At 47.6% G+C, this 16,433-nt stretch carries 15 protein-coding genes and 2 tRNA genes; all 17 read left to right on the top strand.

Features of this window, described 5'->3' with window-relative positions:
- The first annotated feature begins 6 nt into the window (after positions 1 to 6).
- The 17 genes from yabN (at position 7) to pabA (ending at position 16,392) form a co-directional block, all read left to right on the top strand.
- Positions 7 to 1,467 (top strand): bifunctional methyltransferase/pyrophosphohydrolase YabN, encoded by a 1,461-nt coding sequence (gene yabN / locus I8U27_RS15930; protein WP_181753668.1) that lies wholly within the window; start codon positions 7 to 9, stop codon positions 1,465 to 1,467.
- 99 nt (positions 1,468 to 1,566) lie between these two features.
- A complete protein-coding gene (locus I8U27_RS15925; protein ID WP_181753666.1) occupies positions 1,567 to 1,857 on the top strand; it encodes an RNA-binding S4 domain-containing protein in 291 nt (96 codons plus the stop codon).
- An 82-nt stretch (positions 1,858 to 1,939) separates the two neighbouring features.
- Positions 1,940 to 2,188 carry a sporulation protein YabP gene (yabP, locus tag I8U27_RS15920; protein WP_181753722.1) on the top strand — a complete coding sequence of 83 codons (249 nt, stop codon included), beginning with the start codon at positions 1,940 to 1,942 and terminating at the stop codon, positions 2,186 to 2,188.
- Positions 2,185 to 2,769, top strand: a complete 585-nt coding sequence (gene yabQ, locus I8U27_RS15915) for a spore cortex biosynthesis protein YabQ (RefSeq protein ID WP_181753664.1) — start codon at positions 2,185 to 2,187, stop codon at positions 2,767 to 2,769. The genes yabP and yabQ overlap by 4 nt, the downstream gene beginning before the upstream one ends.
- 1 nt (position 2,770) lies before the next feature.
- Positions 2,771 to 3,172 (top strand): FtsB family cell division protein, encoded by a 402-nt coding sequence (locus I8U27_RS15910; RefSeq protein WP_181753662.1) that lies wholly within the window; start codon positions 2,771 to 2,773, stop codon positions 3,170 to 3,172.
- Between the two features lie 173 nt (positions 3,173 to 3,345).
- Positions 3,346 to 4,608 carry an exo-beta-N-acetylmuramidase NamZ family protein gene (locus I8U27_RS15905; RefSeq protein WP_181753721.1) on the top strand — a complete coding sequence of 421 codons (1,263 nt, stop codon included), beginning with the start codon at positions 3,346 to 3,348 and terminating at the stop codon, positions 4,606 to 4,608.
- Between the two features lie 89 nt (positions 4,609 to 4,697).
- Positions 4,698 to 4,773 (top strand) — tRNA-Met (locus tag I8U27_RS15900).
- 9 nt (positions 4,774 to 4,782) lie between these two features.
- A tRNA-Met gene (locus tag I8U27_RS15895) sits at positions 4,783 to 4,859 on the top strand.
- Between the two features lie 123 nt (positions 4,860 to 4,982).
- Positions 4,983 to 5,453 carry a DUF402 domain-containing protein gene (locus tag I8U27_RS15890; RefSeq protein ID WP_181753660.1) on the top strand — a complete coding sequence of 157 codons (471 nt, stop codon included), beginning with the start codon at positions 4,983 to 4,985 and terminating at the stop codon, positions 5,451 to 5,453.
- A 309-nt stretch (positions 5,454 to 5,762) separates the two neighbouring features.
- On the top strand, positions 5,763 to 8,231 hold the full coding sequence (gene spoIIE, locus I8U27_RS15885) for a stage II sporulation protein E (protein ID WP_181753657.1): 2,469 nt from the start codon (positions 5,763 to 5,765) through the stop codon (positions 8,229 to 8,231).
- Between the two features lie 355 nt (positions 8,232 to 8,586).
- Entirely contained in the window at positions 8,587 to 10,002 is a 1,416-nt protein-coding gene (tilS, locus tag I8U27_RS15880; protein ID WP_181753655.1) for a tRNA lysidine(34) synthetase TilS, read from the top strand.
- 51 nt (positions 10,003 to 10,053) lie between these two features.
- Positions 10,054 to 10,593: a hypoxanthine phosphoribosyltransferase gene (gene hpt / locus I8U27_RS15875; RefSeq protein ID WP_181753653.1), complete on the top strand. Its 540-nt coding sequence runs from the start codon at positions 10,054 to 10,056 to the stop codon at positions 10,591 to 10,593.
- Positions 10,594 to 10,661: 68 nt separating this feature from the next.
- Positions 10,662 to 12,698, top strand: coding sequence for an ATP-dependent zinc metalloprotease FtsH (gene ftsH, locus I8U27_RS15870; RefSeq protein ID WP_181753651.1), 2,037 nt, complete (start codon positions 10,662 to 10,664; stop codon positions 12,696 to 12,698).
- Positions 12,699 to 12,822: 124 nt separating this feature from the next.
- Positions 12,823 to 13,590 carry a type III pantothenate kinase gene (locus I8U27_RS15865; RefSeq protein ID WP_181753720.1) on the top strand — a complete coding sequence of 256 codons (768 nt, stop codon included), beginning with the start codon at positions 12,823 to 12,825 and terminating at the stop codon, positions 13,588 to 13,590.
- Positions 13,591 to 13,754: 164 nt separating this feature from the next.
- Entirely contained in the window at positions 13,755 to 14,615 is an 861-nt protein-coding gene (hslO, locus tag I8U27_RS15860; RefSeq protein ID WP_181753649.1) for an Hsp33 family molecular chaperone HslO, read from the top strand.
- An 86-nt stretch (positions 14,616 to 14,701) separates the two neighbouring features.
- Positions 14,702 to 15,631, top strand: coding sequence for a cysteine synthase A (gene cysK, locus I8U27_RS15855; RefSeq protein WP_181753647.1), 930 nt, complete (start codon positions 14,702 to 14,704; stop codon positions 15,629 to 15,631).
- Between the two features lie 173 nt (positions 15,632 to 15,804).
- Positions 15,805 to 16,392, top strand: a complete 588-nt coding sequence (gene pabA, locus I8U27_RS15850; RefSeq protein ID WP_181753645.1) for an aminodeoxychorismate/anthranilate synthase component II — start codon at positions 15,805 to 15,807, stop codon at positions 16,390 to 16,392.
- The last annotated feature ends 41 nt before the right edge of the window (positions 16,393 to 16,433 follow it).

Genomic DNA, 16,433 nt, shown 5'->3' with positions numbered 1-16,433 from the left:
GAAAACATGAGAGGGAAAATCTTTGTGGTTGGCCTTGGCTTTGGTGATGAACAGTCACTCCCTCTGGGAACCTTAAATCTCCTGGAGACGGGTGAGCGTGTGTGGCTTAGAACGGAGAAGCACCCGGTTGTCAGCTGGTTGAAGCAAAAAGGGATTGACTTCCGGTCTTTTGACCGGGTATACGAAGCACATGATGAGTTTTCAGCGGTTTATCGTGCTATCGCCGAAAAGCTGTTTGATATGGCGCGTACTTCTTCACCAGTCATCTATGCGGTACCGGGGCATCCCATGGTCGCCGAAAAAACGGTCCGGATTCTGCTCGCCGAAGGACCGGAACGGGGAATCAAGATTGAAGTCCGCGGCGGAGGCAGTTTTCTCGATGCCTCTTTTGCCCGGTTGGAAATTGATCCGATTGAAGGATTTCAGTTGGTCGATGGGAATGAACTGGATCCGGAACAAATCAACCCCCGTGTCCATGTTTTGGTGGGACAAGTATATGACCGTCTGGTAGCTTCCGATGTAAAGCTGGCTCTGATGGAAACATATCCCGACGAACACAGGGTTCAAATTGCCACGGCACTTGGTGTGGAAGGATTGGAACAGATCAAAACGGTTCCTTTATTTGAACTGGATCGAACTGACGATTTTACCGACCTCACCTCTGTTTATGTTCCCCCTCTTAAAGATGGAAAAGGGCTGTACCGCCGTTTTGACTTTCTGACCGGGATCATTGAACATCTGCGGAGTCCGGAAGGATGTCCCTGGGATCGAAAGCAAACTCATGAAAGCTTGCGGCCCTACTTGATTGAAGAGGCATACGAGTTTTTGGATGCCGTTGCCGGTCAGGATGCAGAGGGGATGGCTGATGAACTGGGAGATGTTTTGCTTCAGGTGATGTTACATGCACAAATCGCGAAAGAAGAGGGAACCTTTGATATTTACGAAGTGATTGGACGACTGTCGGATAAAATGATTCGCCGGCATCCTCATGTATTTGGAGATCAGGCGGCGGAAACGGCCGAAGATGTCAAGCGCAACTGGGAACAAATCAAAAAGCAGGAGCGGTCCGGGGAAGAAATGAAATCCCTTCTTGACGGTATTCCGAATCATTTACCTGCCTTGCTCAAATCTTACGAACTGCAAAAGAAAGCGGCCAAAGCAGGCTTTGATTGGGAGAAGAAAGAAGATGTACTCAGGAAAGTCCATGAAGAGTTAAAAGAGCTGATCGAGGCCGATACCGCCGAGGAGCAGGAGGAGGAATTGGGGGACTTGTTATTTGTCCTGGGTTCCCTTGCCCGCTTTTTCAATGTTCACCCGGAATTGGCCTTGTTGGGCGCTTGCCGAAAATTTGAGTGCCGCTTTCGGTATATTGAAAAACAGGCGCAACAACTGGGCAAACAGTTAGAGGACCTGACGATGGAACAGCTGGATGCCTGGTGGGATGAAGCTAAACAATCAGAAGGGTAATCATTTTCTAAAGAGAATGATCGGGGAATTTGCAGGACTTTTCCCTGCCACCCCGAATTTTTATTCGAGTTGACAAATGCAGGAAGGGAGAAGCAGGAAATGAGGCTGGATAAATTCCTGAAAATATCAAGGCTGGTGAAGAGACGCACTCTGGCGAAAGAAGTATGCGACCAGGGAAGAGTGACCATCAACGGAAAAGTGGCCAAAGCGGGAAGCGTTGTCGCTGTCGGGGATGAGCTCTCGATCCGCTTTGGCCATAAGGTGGTTACTGCCCGAGTGGAAAAGATTCAGGAAACGGTGAAAAAAGAGGATGCCAAAGATATGTTTACGATATTAAAAGAAGAGAAAGCGGGCGATCCGGAAGACGGCTCCCTCAGTTCTAATTTCTAACCTTTGTCCATATCATGTACCAAGAGAGGGGGTACATGCTGTGGTCGAAGAAACATTGGGTACAAGCCAGCATGAGATCGTGATGACCAATCGGAATACCATGGAGGTGTCCGGGGTGGTCAATGTTGAAAGTTTTGACAGTGAGGAATTTTTACTTCAGACCGATTACGGATATCTCGGGATCCGTGGACAGGAATTGCACATAAAAAATCTGGACTTAGATCAAGGGCGTGTCTCCATTGAGGGTCATTTTATGGATATCAGCTATCTGGATGTCCATATGCCCCGGACGGAAAAAAGGAATAGCTTCTTTGGAAGGTTATTTAAGTGACGCTTTATACTCAGTGGACAACGATGGCTCTCATGTTCAGCTCGGGATTGTTGCTTGGGGTCATTTTAGATACGTACCGGGTGTTAAAGGCCCGCTTTCGTCTGAGGGGATGGGTCGTCTCTCTCATTGATCTTCTTTATTGGACGGTCTCGGCAGGTCTGGTTTTTAGTCTGCTCATGTGGAGTAACTGGGGGCAGCTTCGGTTTTACATATTTGTAGCGGTGTGCATGGGATTTTTTCTCTACTATCACTGGGTGAGCAAGCAAATGATTCGCTTGATTCAACTGATCATTAAGGTGATAGAAAAACTGGTTCACTGGACCCTTCTTGCTTTACGCGCGCTCATATGGATTCCCCTTGTTACTCTGTGGGCATTTCTTGAAAATATGTTTCAATTCCTGTTTAAAATACTCCTGATCCTTGCAAAAGCGTTTTTGAAATGTTTAGCCCCGCTTGAATGGATCGCACGCCCTTTCAAGAAATATATCCAAAAAGGTACCGGACCTTTTATACAAAAGTTTCACCAAATCTGTCGTCGTTGGAAGACGTGGTTGTTTAAGAACAGAGAAAAGGGTGAATAACATGCCTGTTCAACGTTCTGCGGATAAGATTCTCGCTTTTAACCATCCGGGTGCAAACCGTCAATCCCGGTCATCTCCTTCGTCAAAGCAGGTCAAAAAATCACGTCAACCCAGAAACCAACTTCATCCGTCCGTTCGCCGCCGCCGTTTGCTCTGGCTCGGCGGGATGATTCTCTTCATCTGTTGGGCGGTTGTCCAGCTAGTCGTTCAAGAGTGGAGGATCTGGAAAAAAGAGGATCAACTTACTGCCAAACAGGAAGAGCTGAAAATTGTTCAAGCGGAAACGAAGGAACTTGAAACAGTGATCAAAAAGCTGAGAGACGAAGATTATTTGCTTGAGTTAGCCCATAAGCTGGGATACAGCAAGCCGGATGAGGAAGTATATACCACTAGGGAAAATTAATTGCAAATAACCTCTGTGCCAAGGAAGCCGGAGGTTATTTTTGCAGGGAAAACATCGCAGTGGGGAGAATGTAGTTATATCCTCTTAAAGAGGGCCACCCCCCTGTTGTCACCAGGAAATCTCACAAATCCAAAGGAGGGATCGTGGTGAATCGCAATCGATGGCTGGTATTGATGATGATCTTTCTCTTCACTTTCAGTTTTATAGGCTATAATTTTGCAAACGGTGAAACCGCTCATTATCCTAAGAAAAAACCCCGTGTCATGACCGGTTTGGAAGTGCTGCTGCAAAATCCGGACCAGCTGAAAGGGAAACGTGTGGGATTAATCACCAACCCGACCGGAATCACCAGTGACTATCAACATGCTCTGGATGCGATGTTAGAGAAAGGAATTCAAGTGACGCAAGTGTTCGGACCGGAACACGGAGTACGCGGAACGGAACAGGCGGGGGAATTACCTGGTACTCTCATTGATCCCAAGACGGGATTGCCGCTTGTTAATCTTTATGGAAAACAACCGGCCGACATGGTTCCTCTCTTTAAAGATGTCGATGTACTTGTTTTTGATATTCAAGATGTGGGAACCCGCTTTTATACTTACATCTACACGATGGCATATGCCATGGAAGCAGCCGCTATCGCCGATAAACCCTTTATCGTGCTCGACCGCCCCAATCCGATCGGCGGGGTAAAGGTAGAAGGGCCTGTGCTGGAGGAAGAGTACAGCTCGTTTGTGGGGTTGTTCCCGATTCCGCAACGCCACGGAATGACTGTTGGAGAATTGGCCAAACTGTTTAATGAAGAGTTTTTTCCGAAAGCAGGCAAGAAGAAAGCAGAATTGCAAGTTGTCAAGGTCAAAGGCTGGGTTCGCCACCAGATGTTTGAGGAAACAGGCCTCCCGTGGGTATTGCCTTCCCCGAATATGCCCACCCCTGATACAGCTAAAGTATACCCGGGAACGGGTTTGATTGAAGCGACCAACCTGTCGGAGGGAAGAGGGACAACACGGCCTTTTGAACTGATCGGGGCTCCCTATATTGAGGGATGGAAACTGGCTGAAGAACTAAACAAAGCTGGCCTGCCCGGTGTTTCTTTCCGTGAAGCTTATTTTACTCCGACATTTTCCAAGTACCAAAACACGGCTGTCGGGGGGATTCAGGTTTACGTTGAGGAACCGGACAAGTTTGACCCCATTTTGACCGGGCTTACCATCATTGAAAAGACAAAAAAGCTATATCCTGACAAATTTGCATGGCGGGAATCCAAGGAGCCTTACTGGATGGATAAATTAACAGGAACGGACCGGGTGAGAAAGCAAATCGACCAGGGCCTTTCCGCGAAAGAAATTGTCCGGGGATGGTCTCAGGAACTGAAGGAATTCTTGGCCTTGCGCAAGAAATATCTCCTCTACCCATCACGGGGAATCCCTCGATAAAAAACTTTTATTTCATCGCTTGACATCGCTGCGGATAGCCTATATAATAGGTTTTGTTCGCAGCGACGGCGGTGAAATGGCAACAATAAAGCGGGGTGGAGCAGTCGGTAGCTCGTCGGGCTCATAACCCGAAGGTCGCAGGTTCAAGTCCTGCCCCCGCAACCAGTGAAATGAGGCGGCGTAGCTCAGCTGGCTAGAGCGTACGGTTCATACCCGTAAGGTCGGGGGTTCGAGGCCCTCCGCCGCTACCAAACGGAGAGAGGAGAAGGCGAAGGACAGCCCTCGTCACAGGGCGGATAATCGCCTTTTTTTTATGGAATTTCCCTGAGAAGAGCACATAACGAAAAGCATCGGGGGAATGTGGGAGTGGTTGTGTGGATGTCGTCATTAAAAAAATTAAATTTACAACAATAAATAAGACATATACCGAATTGGTACGTGATTGGCGTGGACGACACTGCTTCGCTACTCAGTATGCCAACCCTGACGGGAAGAGGATTTTCCTTACCTACTATTTTGTGCGGAAAGGGTATACCATTTCCAAGGTATTTGCCCGGTCCGGGGAATTCCTCTATTACTATTGTGATGTCATGGAGATGCACCAGGTTGGGCGTTTGCGTTATGTGATGATTGACCTGCTGTTTGACCTGATTATCGACCCGGACGGCCATTATCATCTGATCGATGTGGATGAGTTTGCCGATTCCGTGGAAAAAGGACAAATCAAACGCCGGCAACAAGTTCATGCCCTGCGGACGCTGGATCAAATGATTCGCCTTCAGACCGAGCGCAAGCTGATCCCCTCTTTTATTCATGAAGCCAAGATGTATCCTCTACCTGACTAGTTTTTCCGGTCAGAGCCATTCCCGGTTCGACATCCACTGGATAATCAGCTGTTGTGTCTTTAGAAGTTTTGTCGATGCAGTTGCATTTCTGATGAAAAACGACATGGGTAGACGTGAATTGAGCGTGCCCCCTCCAATTAAGAGGGGGCACGTTTGTTTGTATACCAGCACCCCGCCTTCGTATTCACGGCAAAAAGCCAATTTGAAAAAATGTCGTAAAATTTTTTTTCCTGTTCAGCCAATCTGACAAACTTTCTGCCTTGCTGCCCGCTATAATGAGTGCCACAAAAGAAAAATGGGGTGGCAAGGATGCAATTAGGTACGCAAAAAATGAAAAATTGGTTCATTCGTCCGCTGGAAAAATGGCTGGGATGGGATCGGAGCCGCCAAAAACGATGGATGTACCGGTTTGTCCATATGTGGAACCTACCTGTGCTGGTGATTGGGTTCTTACTGGGCCGGGCGACGATCCTTGATACTGTCTCTCCGTTTGCAATCGCCTATCTGGCTGTAGCCTTTCATTTGGCCCGAAAGCAGTGGCCGGTGGTGATCATTTCTTTGATCGCAGGTGCCGCCAGTCTGGATATGATGCATATGATGAAAGTGTCCGGAAGTCTTGTTATATTGCTCATGATTCAAAAATTAGCCGGGTGGATGGGTAAGGGTCAATTGAACTACACCCCTTTTGTGGTAGGCATCAGCAGTGCCGGGAGCCAACTGGTCCGCTTATGGATCGATGGCTGGACCCTGTACAAAGGAATGGTCGCCGGGGTAGATGTTTTACTGAGCTTTATTCTCACTTTTATCTTCCTTCATTCCCTGTCGCTATTTACAGTTAAGAAAAAACGGATTGGTATCAGGCATGAGGAAGTGGTCTGCCTGGTCATTCTCATCGGCTCGGTGATGACGGGAATGATGGGGTGGGAAATATGGGATTTATCTGTTATTCATATTTTTTCCCGCTATCTGATCCTCGTTTTGTCCCTGGTAGGGGGCGCGATGCTCGGTTCATCCATGGGTGTTGTTACAGGGATGATTCTTTCTCTCTCCAATACAAAAGCCATGTTGCAGATCAGCCTGCTCGCTTTCGCCGGTTTGCTTGCCGGACTTTTTAAAGAAGGACGGCGGGTGGGAGTTGCGCTTGGTTTTATGCTGGGCTCTGCCATCTTAACTCTATATGATGGCGGAACTCCGGCGATGTGGTTGTCTTTACAGGAATCTGTCATTGCTCTGCTCCTCTTTTTGCTGACTCCGGAGCAAGTTTTTAAAGCTGTCTCGCGTTTTGTGCCCGGGACATTGGAAAACCAGGCTGCCCATCAGGATTATATCCGGCGGTTGCGAGATGTCACCGCGGCCAAGGTAGAACAATTTACAGAGCTGTTTCAAGAGCTGGCATTCAGTTTTCGCGAAGATACCAGCAAACAGCGAAGAGAGGATGAGGATCAGGTTCATCATTTTATCTCTGAAGTGATGAATCAATCCTGTCTTGGATGCAGCAGATACCAACATTGTTGGGAGCAAAATGTGGTAAATACCTATCAGGGAATCACCCATTTAATGGCTCTGGTAGAAACAGAGGGTACAGCGGCTCCGGTCCGGGTTCCGCCATCCTGGGCAAGCTACTGTATTCGTAGCGAAAAAGTAATGGAAACAATTCAGGAACAATATTCTTTCTATGAACAAAGTATGTTCTGGAAGGAGAAGATGAAAGAATCACGCCGGCTTGTTTCTGATCAATTAACCGGCCTGGCCGAAGTGATGTCAAAACTGTCGGGTGATATCCGTCACGAAACTCAGGTGTTAACTGCCCAGGAAGACCAGATTCATGAAGCGTTGGAAGAATTGGGACTGTCCATTCAACGGGTTGATATTATCAATCTGGAAGAAGGGAAAGTAGAGCTGGAAGTGACGATGCCACACAGGGACGGCCTGGATGAATGTAAAAAGCTGGTCGCTCCGTTGCTTACTGAAATCCTGGGCGAACCGATTGCTGTGTACCGCAAAGAAGTAAAAGGCCGCTCTACGGGTGCCGTTATTACTCTGGGTTCGGCACAGCGCTACGAATTAAAAACAGGAGCAGCTACAGCCGCAAAGGGCGGGGGATTTGTTTCCGGAGACAGTTATTGTTATATGAATCTGGGCACAGGTAAATATGCGGTTGCTTTGAGTGACGGGATGGGAAATGGGCAGCGCGCTCAGGAGGAGAGCCATGCAGCTCTAAAACTGTTAGGGCGCCTCTTGCAGGCAGGGATGAGCGAAGAAAGGGCAGTCGATACGGTTAATTCCATTCTCAGCCTGCGTTCAACAGATGAAATGTTTGCGACTATCGATCTGGCGATGGTAGACCTTAATACCGCAGAGGGACGGTTTATGAAGATCGGATCGACCCCCGGTTTTATCAAGCGCGGGAAAGATGTATTCACATTAACTGCCTCCAATCCTCCGATCGGAATTTTGAATGAAATTGAAATTGAACCGATTGAAATGAAATTGCAACCGGGTGATCTCATTATTATGGTCTCAGACGGCATTTATGACTCTCCCCGCCACGCTTTTAACAAAGATGCTTTTATGTGCCGTTTGATTGGCGAAATTGACACGAAAGATCCCCAGGACTTTGCCGATTGTCTTTTAGAAAAAGCGGTCCGTTATCACGGGGGCAGGATTGATGATGACATGACGGTGGTTGTCTCCAAGATTGAGCGCCATTCTCCGGAATGGTCAACCATTCGCCTGCCGGGAATGCGCCGGATCGAACGTTCACAAGCCATTGTTTGAGACTCCGCAAGCTTGAAAAGCGTGGGATTCTTGGGTAGTTAGCACACTCAATCCATTTCTGCTTTGTGCAACTCCCAAGCTAAGGGCTGTCTCATCAGCCCATCCCATGCAGTTCTACAACTCATGTTGCATGTACCCACAACGGCGGAACGCCTGCTACCAGCGTTCTAGTTCTTTTTCACTCACTCTCATGATTTTACCCAGTGGGAGAGATTTGTTCGCCACTAGAACCGACATTTGCTGTAAAGAAAGTTTGCTTCTCATCCGAAAAAGGAATAAGATGAGAAAAAGAAAATTCCTGAATTGTCTCAGGGAGTTCTTCTGTTTTTTTTACCTGTCGAAGGGAAGAAATCAAGTGTTTCTCGAACTGCTCAAACAAGAAATTGAACAGCATCAACTGCTCAAACAAGGCGAAACAGTGCTGGTAGGGGTTTCGGGGGGACCCGACTCCATCGCTTTGCTACATGGGCTCCACCAACTAAGTCCCGACTATGGGTGGAGCCTTTTTGTCATTCACGTTAACCATCAACTGCGCGGCAAAGAGAGTGATGAGGATGCCCATTATGTGGAAGATTGTTGTGAAAAGTGGAATATTCCCTGCCGGATTGAAAGAGTGGATGTCTCTGGTGTTATCGCCGCCGGGGGAGGAAATAAGCAAGCGACAGCCAGAAGGTTGCGTTATGAAGCCTTTCAAAATGCCGCGGAAAGCTTTAACGCAGATAAGTTAGCTTTAGCCCATCATGCTGATGACCAGGCAGAAACCATTCTGATGCGATTCATTCGCGGCACGGGAGTGGCCGGGTTAAAGGGAATGGATCGGGTGAGAAGTTGGAACGGCATTCAGCTAATTCGGCCCCTCCTCGGCATCTCGAGACAGGAAATTGAAAGTTATTGTGCCGAGAGAGACCTTCATCCGCGGTTCGACCAGAGCAATCTTTCTCTTACATATACGCGAAACCAGGTTCGCCTGCAGTTGATTCCAATGCTCACCACTTATAATCCACAAGTGAAAGAGGCTATATTACAGTTGAGTGAAGTGGTTCGTGAAGAAGAAAAAGTGTGGGATCAACTGGTACAGGATGCCTTTAAGGAAATTCTGGTAAAGAAGAGCGATTCAAGTATAACGCTTGATGTGTCAAGTTTTCTTCACTTCCCGGTTGCTTTACAAAGAAGGATAGTTAAACTAATATTAAGTTGTCTTTTGAGACAAGGAACAAGTGAGGCGACGCTTGACTCAATCGAACAAGTGAGAAAGGTTTCTATACATAAAAACCCTTCGGTCTCGATTGATCTTCCCGGGAGAATCAAAGTTGAACGGGAGTACCAGCTTCTTCGGATCAAGGTTTTAGGTCGGGCAAATGGACAGAAGCAAGAAAAAGCAGGTGCTGAGCCCGTTGTTCTTTCAGTCCCGGGAGTGACTTCACTTCCCGGTTTTGTGGGTAGAATAGAGATAATTGTTTCCGATCAGCCTATCCATTCTTTGCAGCCTTGCCGGGACTGGACCGTATTTGATGCGGAGAAAATCCGGCCGCCGTTGTTGGTTCGTTCACGCAGGCCGGGAGACCGCATGACATGCTATGGTCTGAACGGGACAAAAAAGCTGAAAAACTTGTTCATTGACGCGAAGATACCGAGGCAGTCCCGGGACTCTTATCCCATTGTGACTGCGGATGAAGATATTATTTGGGTTCCGGGTGTACGGCGTTCCAATAAGGCTATTGTTACACCAGAGACAAAGCATTTTCTGTACTGCTTATGGTATACAGATTGACTCCGGTTCACTCTGTTTACGATATGGGAACATGTATTTAGGAGGTTGCAAATGTATCAAGATATACAAGAAATCCTGATTTCGGAGGAGGAAATTGAAGCAAAAGCAGCCGAGCTGGGAAAAGCGATTGCCATTGATTATAAAGATCTGAATCCCTTATGCGTTTGTGTTCTGAAAGGTGCAGTCCCGTTTATGGCCGATCTGATCCGTAAATGTGAGATTCCGCTTGAAGTGGATTTTATGGCAGTCTCCAGCTATGGTAATTCTACAAAATCCTCCGGCGTGGTTCGGATTATCAAGGATCTGGAAGCCTCGGTTGAAAACCGGCACGTCCTCATCATTGAAGATATCATTGATTCGGGGTTGACGCTCAGTTATCTGATCGATTTGTTGAAAGGAAGAAAGGCGGCATCTGTAAAAGTGGTGACGATGCTCAATAAACCGGCGCGTCGCACTGTTGACTTAAAGCCTGATTATTGCGGGTTTGATATCCCCGATGCGTTTGTGGTGGGCTATGGGCTGGACTATGCGGAAAAATACAGGAACCTCCCTTATATCGGAGTGTTAAAGGAAGAGGTTTACTGTTCATAGTTTGGTCTATTGTGATCAAAACGCGGACTGTGATACAATGAAAAAAGTGGACTGAGAGGAGGCCAGGGATGAAAAACTTCTTCCTCAGGAACGGAGTACTATACATTATCCTCATCCTTGTAACCATCGGGGTTGTGAATATGATCGCAAACCCGGCTACGGATACAGTGCAGTTAAGTTATAACGAATACAGGCAAAAACTCCTGAAAAAAGAGCTAGCCGATATTACCGTGCAGCCTGAAGCAGGGACATACCATATTGAAGGAAAGTTAAAGACCCAGCCGGGCAAGAAATTTGTGGTTCGGGGACCGGACGACCCCGAGGGTCTTACTAGGGACTTGGAAAGTGCCGGGGTTAAATTTACTTTTGAGAAAGCCAAAGGCGATTCCGTATGGCTGACCTTTTTTACATCGATCATCCCCTTTGTGATCATCCTTCTTCTTTTCTTCTTTCTCTTGAATCAGGCCCAGGGCGGCGGAAGCCGTGTGATGAACTTCGGAAAAAGCAAAGCGAAGCTGTACAACGAAGAGAAAAAGAGAGTCACATTTGACGATGTGGCCGGGGCAGATGAAGAGAAGGCCGAACTTGTAGAAATTGTAGATTTCCTTAAGGATAACCGCCGGTATGCTGCCATTGGCGCCCGGATTCCCAAAGGGGTTCTTCTGGTGGGTCCTCCGGGAACCGGTAAAACATTGCTGGCCCGTGCAGTAGCCGGGGAAGCAAAAGTGCCGTTCTTCTCCATCAGCGGATCTGATTTCGTTGAGATGTTTGTCGGAGTGGGTGCCTCCCGTGTGCGTGACTTGTTTGAACAAGCGAAGAAAAATGCACCCTGTATTATCTTTATCGACGAAATCGATGCAGTCGGCCGCCAGCGTGGCGCAGGGCTTGGAGGGGGCCACGATGAACGTGAGCAAACTCTGAACCAGCTGCTCGTTGAGATGGATGGCTTTGATGCGAATGCGGGAATCATTATTATGGCGGCAACCAACCGTCCGGATATCCTTGATCCGGCCCTGTTGCGCCCGGGGCGATTCGACCGCCAGATTCTGGTGAATCGTCCGGATGTTAAAGGACGAGAAGCGGTATTAAAAGTACATGCCCGGAATAAGCCGCTTGCCGATGATGTTAAGCTGAGGGTTGTTGCACAAAGAACGACTGGCTTTTCAGGTGCCGATTTAGAAAACCTGTTGAATGAAGCGGCCCTTTTATCAGCTCGTCAAAATAAAAAGCAGATCACGATGGAAGAGATTGATGAAGCCATTGATCGCGTGATCGCAGGTCCACAGAAGAAAAGCCGTGTCATCAGTGAAAAAGAGCGTAAAATTGTGGCCTATCATGAAGCAGGACATGTGATTGTCGGATATTACGTGGAGAATGCGGATGTTGTTCACAAAGTAACAATTGTCCCCCGCGGCCAGGCTGGCGGATATGCGATGATGCTTCCAAAGGAAGACCGTTTTCTCGCCACCAAGAGTGAATTGTTGGACCGGGTAACCGGACTCCTGGGTGGACGGGTGGCCGAAGAGATTATCTTTGGCGAGATCAGTACGGGAGCCAGCAATGACTTTGAAAAAGCAACAAGCATTGTACGTGCGATGATCACCGAGTACGGAATGAGCGACAAATTGGCAACGATGCAGTATGGTCGTGCCCAGGGTCAAGTTTTCCTCGGCCGCGATTTAGGCCATGAACAGAATTACAGTGATAAAGTGGCTTATGAAATCGATATGGAAATGCAGGAAATGATCCGAAGCAGTTATAATCGCGCGAAAAGCTTGCTCACCCAGCATCGTGATAAGCTGGAACTCCTTGCCCAAACCCTGCTGGTTCGTGAGACTCTGGATGAAGATCAGATTAAACAACTCTTGGAAAACGGTAAAATAGACGATAACCATGAGGATGTTAAAGTGAATATCCAGGGAAAAAATGAAACAGAACCGGACGAACAGGAAGGCTCTTCTGAAGCCAAAGCAGAACCGAGATATACAAATGGCTCTGACGGGAACTTTGAAGCAGAAGCAGAACCAACGCGCGATAAATATTCTCCGCGTGATTATTCCAAGGAGTATCCGAAAAAAGAGGATGAAGATAAGTCGATTCAATAGATCAAGAGGCGTACAAGCGCCTCTTTTCTCTTGCCTTTTTTGCTTGTACTGGCAGGAATCAACTGCTATGATGAACTTGACTTATGAATAAAGCAGGTGGAACCATATGATTTCGGAGAATAAACTGCTGTTAGTAATGGATGCAGGAAATACCAACATTGTGCTTGGAGTATATAAAAAAGAGCAACTGCTCCATCATTGGAGGTTACAAACAGACCGGAATGCCACAGAAGATGAATACGGAATGACGTTAAAAGGGCTGTTGTCCCATGTAGGGTTTCAACTGAGTGATGTTGGGGGAGTGATCATTTCATCCGTTGTTCCGCCGCTTACCTTTGTCCTGCGAAAATTGACCGAAAAATATCTGGGGCAGACACCGCTTGTACTGGGACCCGGTGTTAAAACCGGTTTAAATATTAAGTATGAAAATCCCCGGGAAGTGGGGGCTGACCGGATTGCAAATGCGGTAGCTGCAATCAAATTATATGGTGCCCCTGTAATTATTGTTGATTTTGGGACCGCCACGACAATCTGCTTTGTGGATGAACAAGGAAATTACATCGGCGGCGCCATCACTCCGGGTGTAAATATTTCTGCGGAGGCTTTGTATCAACGTGCGGCTAAACTGACCCGTGTCGAAATCACTAAACCGGACAGCGTGGTTGGCAGAAACACCGTTCAAGCGGTCCAGGCGGGAATATATTATGGTTATGTCGGAGTGGTAGACGGAATTGTTTCCCGCATGAAATCTCTGTTAACCAAACGCCCCCGGGTTGTTGCAACAGGCGGATTAGCCCAATTAATCAGCGGCGATACCGAAACGATTGATGTAGTCGACCCGTTACTCACGCTGGAAGGGTTGAAAATCATTTTTGAGCGCAATCAAAAGTAGAGCTGATTGAAGGAAATTCCGTTTGAAGGAGTTTCCTTTTTGTATACGGATGAAAGCCATACAAAAAGTTGCGTTAAACGGTTTATGCAACCATCTGTGTAAGGGTAAGCTGAAAAATAACTGTTTGAAATCATATGTGTCCGATTTTGAGGAGGTTTATTGCTATGAGTGATTATACAGTTCGCGCTATTTCAGCCGATGGCCGGATCAGGGGTTTTTCGGCATTGACCACCGATTTGGTGCAAGAATTGCAAAGGAAGCACCAAACATTGCCGGTGGTTAGTGCCGCCCTGGGCAGAACAGCGACGATGGGCGCGATCATGGGATGTATGTTAAAGGAGGAAAAAGACAGAGTTACCATTCAGGTAGACGGGGATGGTCCTGTGGGCAGGATGATGGTTGATGCAAATGGAAATGGAGAAGTCAGGGGTACAGTAGACAATCCGGCTGTTCTGCTCCCGTTGAACCAGGCCGGCAAATTGGACGTTGCAGCCGCAGTCGGAAAAGGTTCCATCTATATTCTCAAGGACTTGGGCCTAAAAGAGCCTTATCGCGGCACCTCTCCGATCATTTCCGGTGAACTGGCGGAAGACTTTACCTATTACTTTACAGCGTCGGAACAGATCCCCTCTTCTGTCGGGCTGGGTGTGCTGGTAAACAGGGATCGCATTCTGACAGCCGGTGGTTACCTGATCCAGGTGATGCCTGATGCGGCTGAGGAAACCATCAGTGAACTGGAGCAGAGAATATCTTCACTTACTTCACTCACAGACCTCTTGCAAAATGGAGTTACCCCGGAAGAATTGCTGCTGCGATTAATGGGAGAGGGAGCGGAGATACTGGAACGACAACCCGTCAAATTTCAATGCAGATGCTCATATGAAAAAACGGAGGCGATGTTAAAGAGTCTGGGAGAAGGAGAAATCAGGTCGATCATTGAAGAACTGGGGCAGGCCGAAGTAATCTGCAACTTCTGCAATGAAAAATACTTATTTGACCGCAGCGAGTTAGAGAAAATGATATAAGAAAATTTATTGACAACTTCTTTCCTGAATTGCTAAGATAAAAACAATTAAATCCTACATTGTTACTCGGAAATGGAGGCTTTATCATGCGTGTAGCCGATAATATCCTTGAGTTGATTGGTCAAACCCCTTTAGTAAAATTAAATCGTGTCGTTGGTAAAACAGATGCTGATATTTACCTTAAATTGGAGTTTTTCAATCCCGGAGGCAGTGTGAAAGACCGGATTGCTCTCAGCATGATTGAAGAAGCGGAGAAAAGAGGAGAACTAAAACCGGGGGCCACAATTCTGGAGCCTACCAGCGGAAATACCGGAATCGGTCTGGCGATGGTAGCTGCCGCGAAGGGTTACCGTGCCGTGTTGGTCATGCCCGACACAATGAGCATGGAGCGCCGCAATTTGCTCCGGGCTTATGGAGCTGAGCTGGTATTGACCCCGGGTGCTGAAGGGATGAAAGGAGCTATTGCCAAGGCGGAAGAAATCGCCAGGGAAAACCCCGACTATTTTGTCCCGCAACAATTTAAAAACCCGGATAATGTAAAAGTACATCTTGAAACCACTGCTGTGGAAGTAGTTGAACAAGCAGGAGGACAAATTGATGGATTTGTTGCCGGCATTGGAACCGGGGGAACGATTACCGGAGTGGGAACCGTTTTGAAAGAAAAATTCCCCAATGCCCACATCGTCGCTGTAGAGCCGGCCAACTCTCCCGTTTTGTCTGGAGGCAAGCCCGGACCACACAAAATCCAGGGAATTGGAGCCGGTTTTGTTCCGGAAATTCTAAATACAGAAGTATATGATGAAGTGATGACCGTTGATAACGAAGAAGCATTTGAATGGGCCCGCCGCTTAGCACGTGAAGAAGGAATCCTGGTCGGAATTTCCTCCGGTGCGGCTGTAGCGGCAGCGATCCGGCTGGCCCGCCGCTTGGGCGAAGGCAAAAAAGTGGTTGCCGTTGCACCGAGTAACGGAGAAAGATATCTGACCACCCCCCTGTTTCAGTTTGAGGAAAAGTAAGCTTTCTGCCTTCCCCCTTAGTCACACACTTTTACAGAATCAAGCTATCCTGATCTGTCGGGGTAGCTTGTTTTTTGCTGATCAATATTATGAGATGAAGATTGACATGTCATATGTTAAAATAATGTGATGTTAGAAGAGCTTAGCCAGTTGAGACGAGAGGAGAAAAGAGAATGATCCTGATGATTGATAACTACGATTCTTTTACTTATAACCTGGTTCAGTATTTAGGAGAACTGGGTGAGAGACTGGAAGTTGTACGAAACGATGAAATCAGCATTGAGCAAATAGAAGAGAAACGCCCCCGGTTTATCGTTTTATCCCCGGGTCCGGGTACTCCGGATGATGCGGGAATTTGTTTGGCAGTCGTGCGTCATTTTGCGGGAAAAGTACCTATTTTGGGCGTCTGTCTCGGACATCAGGCGATTGCCCGGGCATTTGGCGGAGAAGTGGTGCGGGCACAACGTTTAATGCACGGAAAAACATCTCCCATCCTTCATGACGGGCAGACGCTTTTTCAAAATATCCCTTCCCCCTTTACGGCGACCCGTTATCACTCCCTTCTGGTCAATAAAGAAACATTGCCGGCCGATCTGATGATCAGCGCTGAGACAGAAGCGGGAGAGATCATGGGGATTCGACACCGAAACCTTCCCCTGGAGGGGGTCCAGTTTCACCCGGAGTCGATCATCAGCCAGCACGGCAAAAAGTTACTGGCCAATTTTATTGACACCTATCAAGCAAGGACAGTTTTTTCCTGATTGACCAATACAACTTAGGCGGCAAAGCAGGGTGGCTTTGC

It is taken from the genome of Paenactinomyces guangxiensis (assembly GCF_016055185.1).
GTDB lineage: Bacteria > Bacillota > Bacilli > Thermoactinomycetales > Thermoactinomycetaceae > Paenactinomyces > Paenactinomyces guangxiensis.
Note: the sequence above shows the minus strand (reverse complement) of the source record. Positions and strands in the feature narration are given on the sequence as shown.

Excerpts from the sequence above, each read along its gene's own strand:
- yabN (WP_181753668.1), top strand. The coding sequence starts at position 7 with ATGAGAGGGAAAATCTTTGTGGTTGGCCTTGGCTTTGGTGATGAACAG.
- I8U27_RS15925 (WP_181753666.1), top strand. The coding sequence starts at position 1,567 with ATGAGGCTGGATAAATTCCTGAAAATATCAAGGCTGGTGAAGAGACGC.
- yabP (WP_181753722.1), top strand. The coding sequence starts at position 1,940 with ATGACCAATCGGAATACCATGGAGGTGTCCGGGGTGGTCAATGTTGAA.
- I8U27_RS15910 (WP_181753662.1), top strand. The coding sequence starts at position 2,771 with ATGCCTGTTCAACGTTCTGCGGATAAGATTCTCGCTTTTAACCATCCG.
- I8U27_RS15905 (WP_181753721.1), top strand. The coding sequence starts at position 3,346 with ATGATGATCTTTCTCTTCACTTTCAGTTTTATAGGCTATAATTTTGCA.
- spoIIE (WP_181753657.1), top strand. The coding sequence starts at position 5,763 with ATGCAATTAGGTACGCAAAAAATGAAAAATTGGTTCATTCGTCCGCTG.
- hpt (WP_181753653.1), top strand. The coding sequence starts at position 10,054 with ATGTATCAAGATATACAAGAAATCCTGATTTCGGAGGAGGAAATTGAA.
- ftsH (WP_181753651.1), top strand. The coding sequence starts at position 10,662 with ATGAAAAACTTCTTCCTCAGGAACGGAGTACTATACATTATCCTCATC.
- hslO (WP_181753649.1), top strand. The coding sequence starts at position 13,755 with ATGAGTGATTATACAGTTCGCGCTATTTCAGCCGATGGCCGGATCAGG.
- cysK (WP_181753647.1), top strand. The coding sequence starts at position 14,702 with ATGCGTGTAGCCGATAATATCCTTGAGTTGATTGGTCAAACCCCTTTA.
- pabA (WP_181753645.1), top strand. The coding sequence starts at position 15,805 with ATGATCCTGATGATTGATAACTACGATTCTTTTACTTATAACCTGGTT.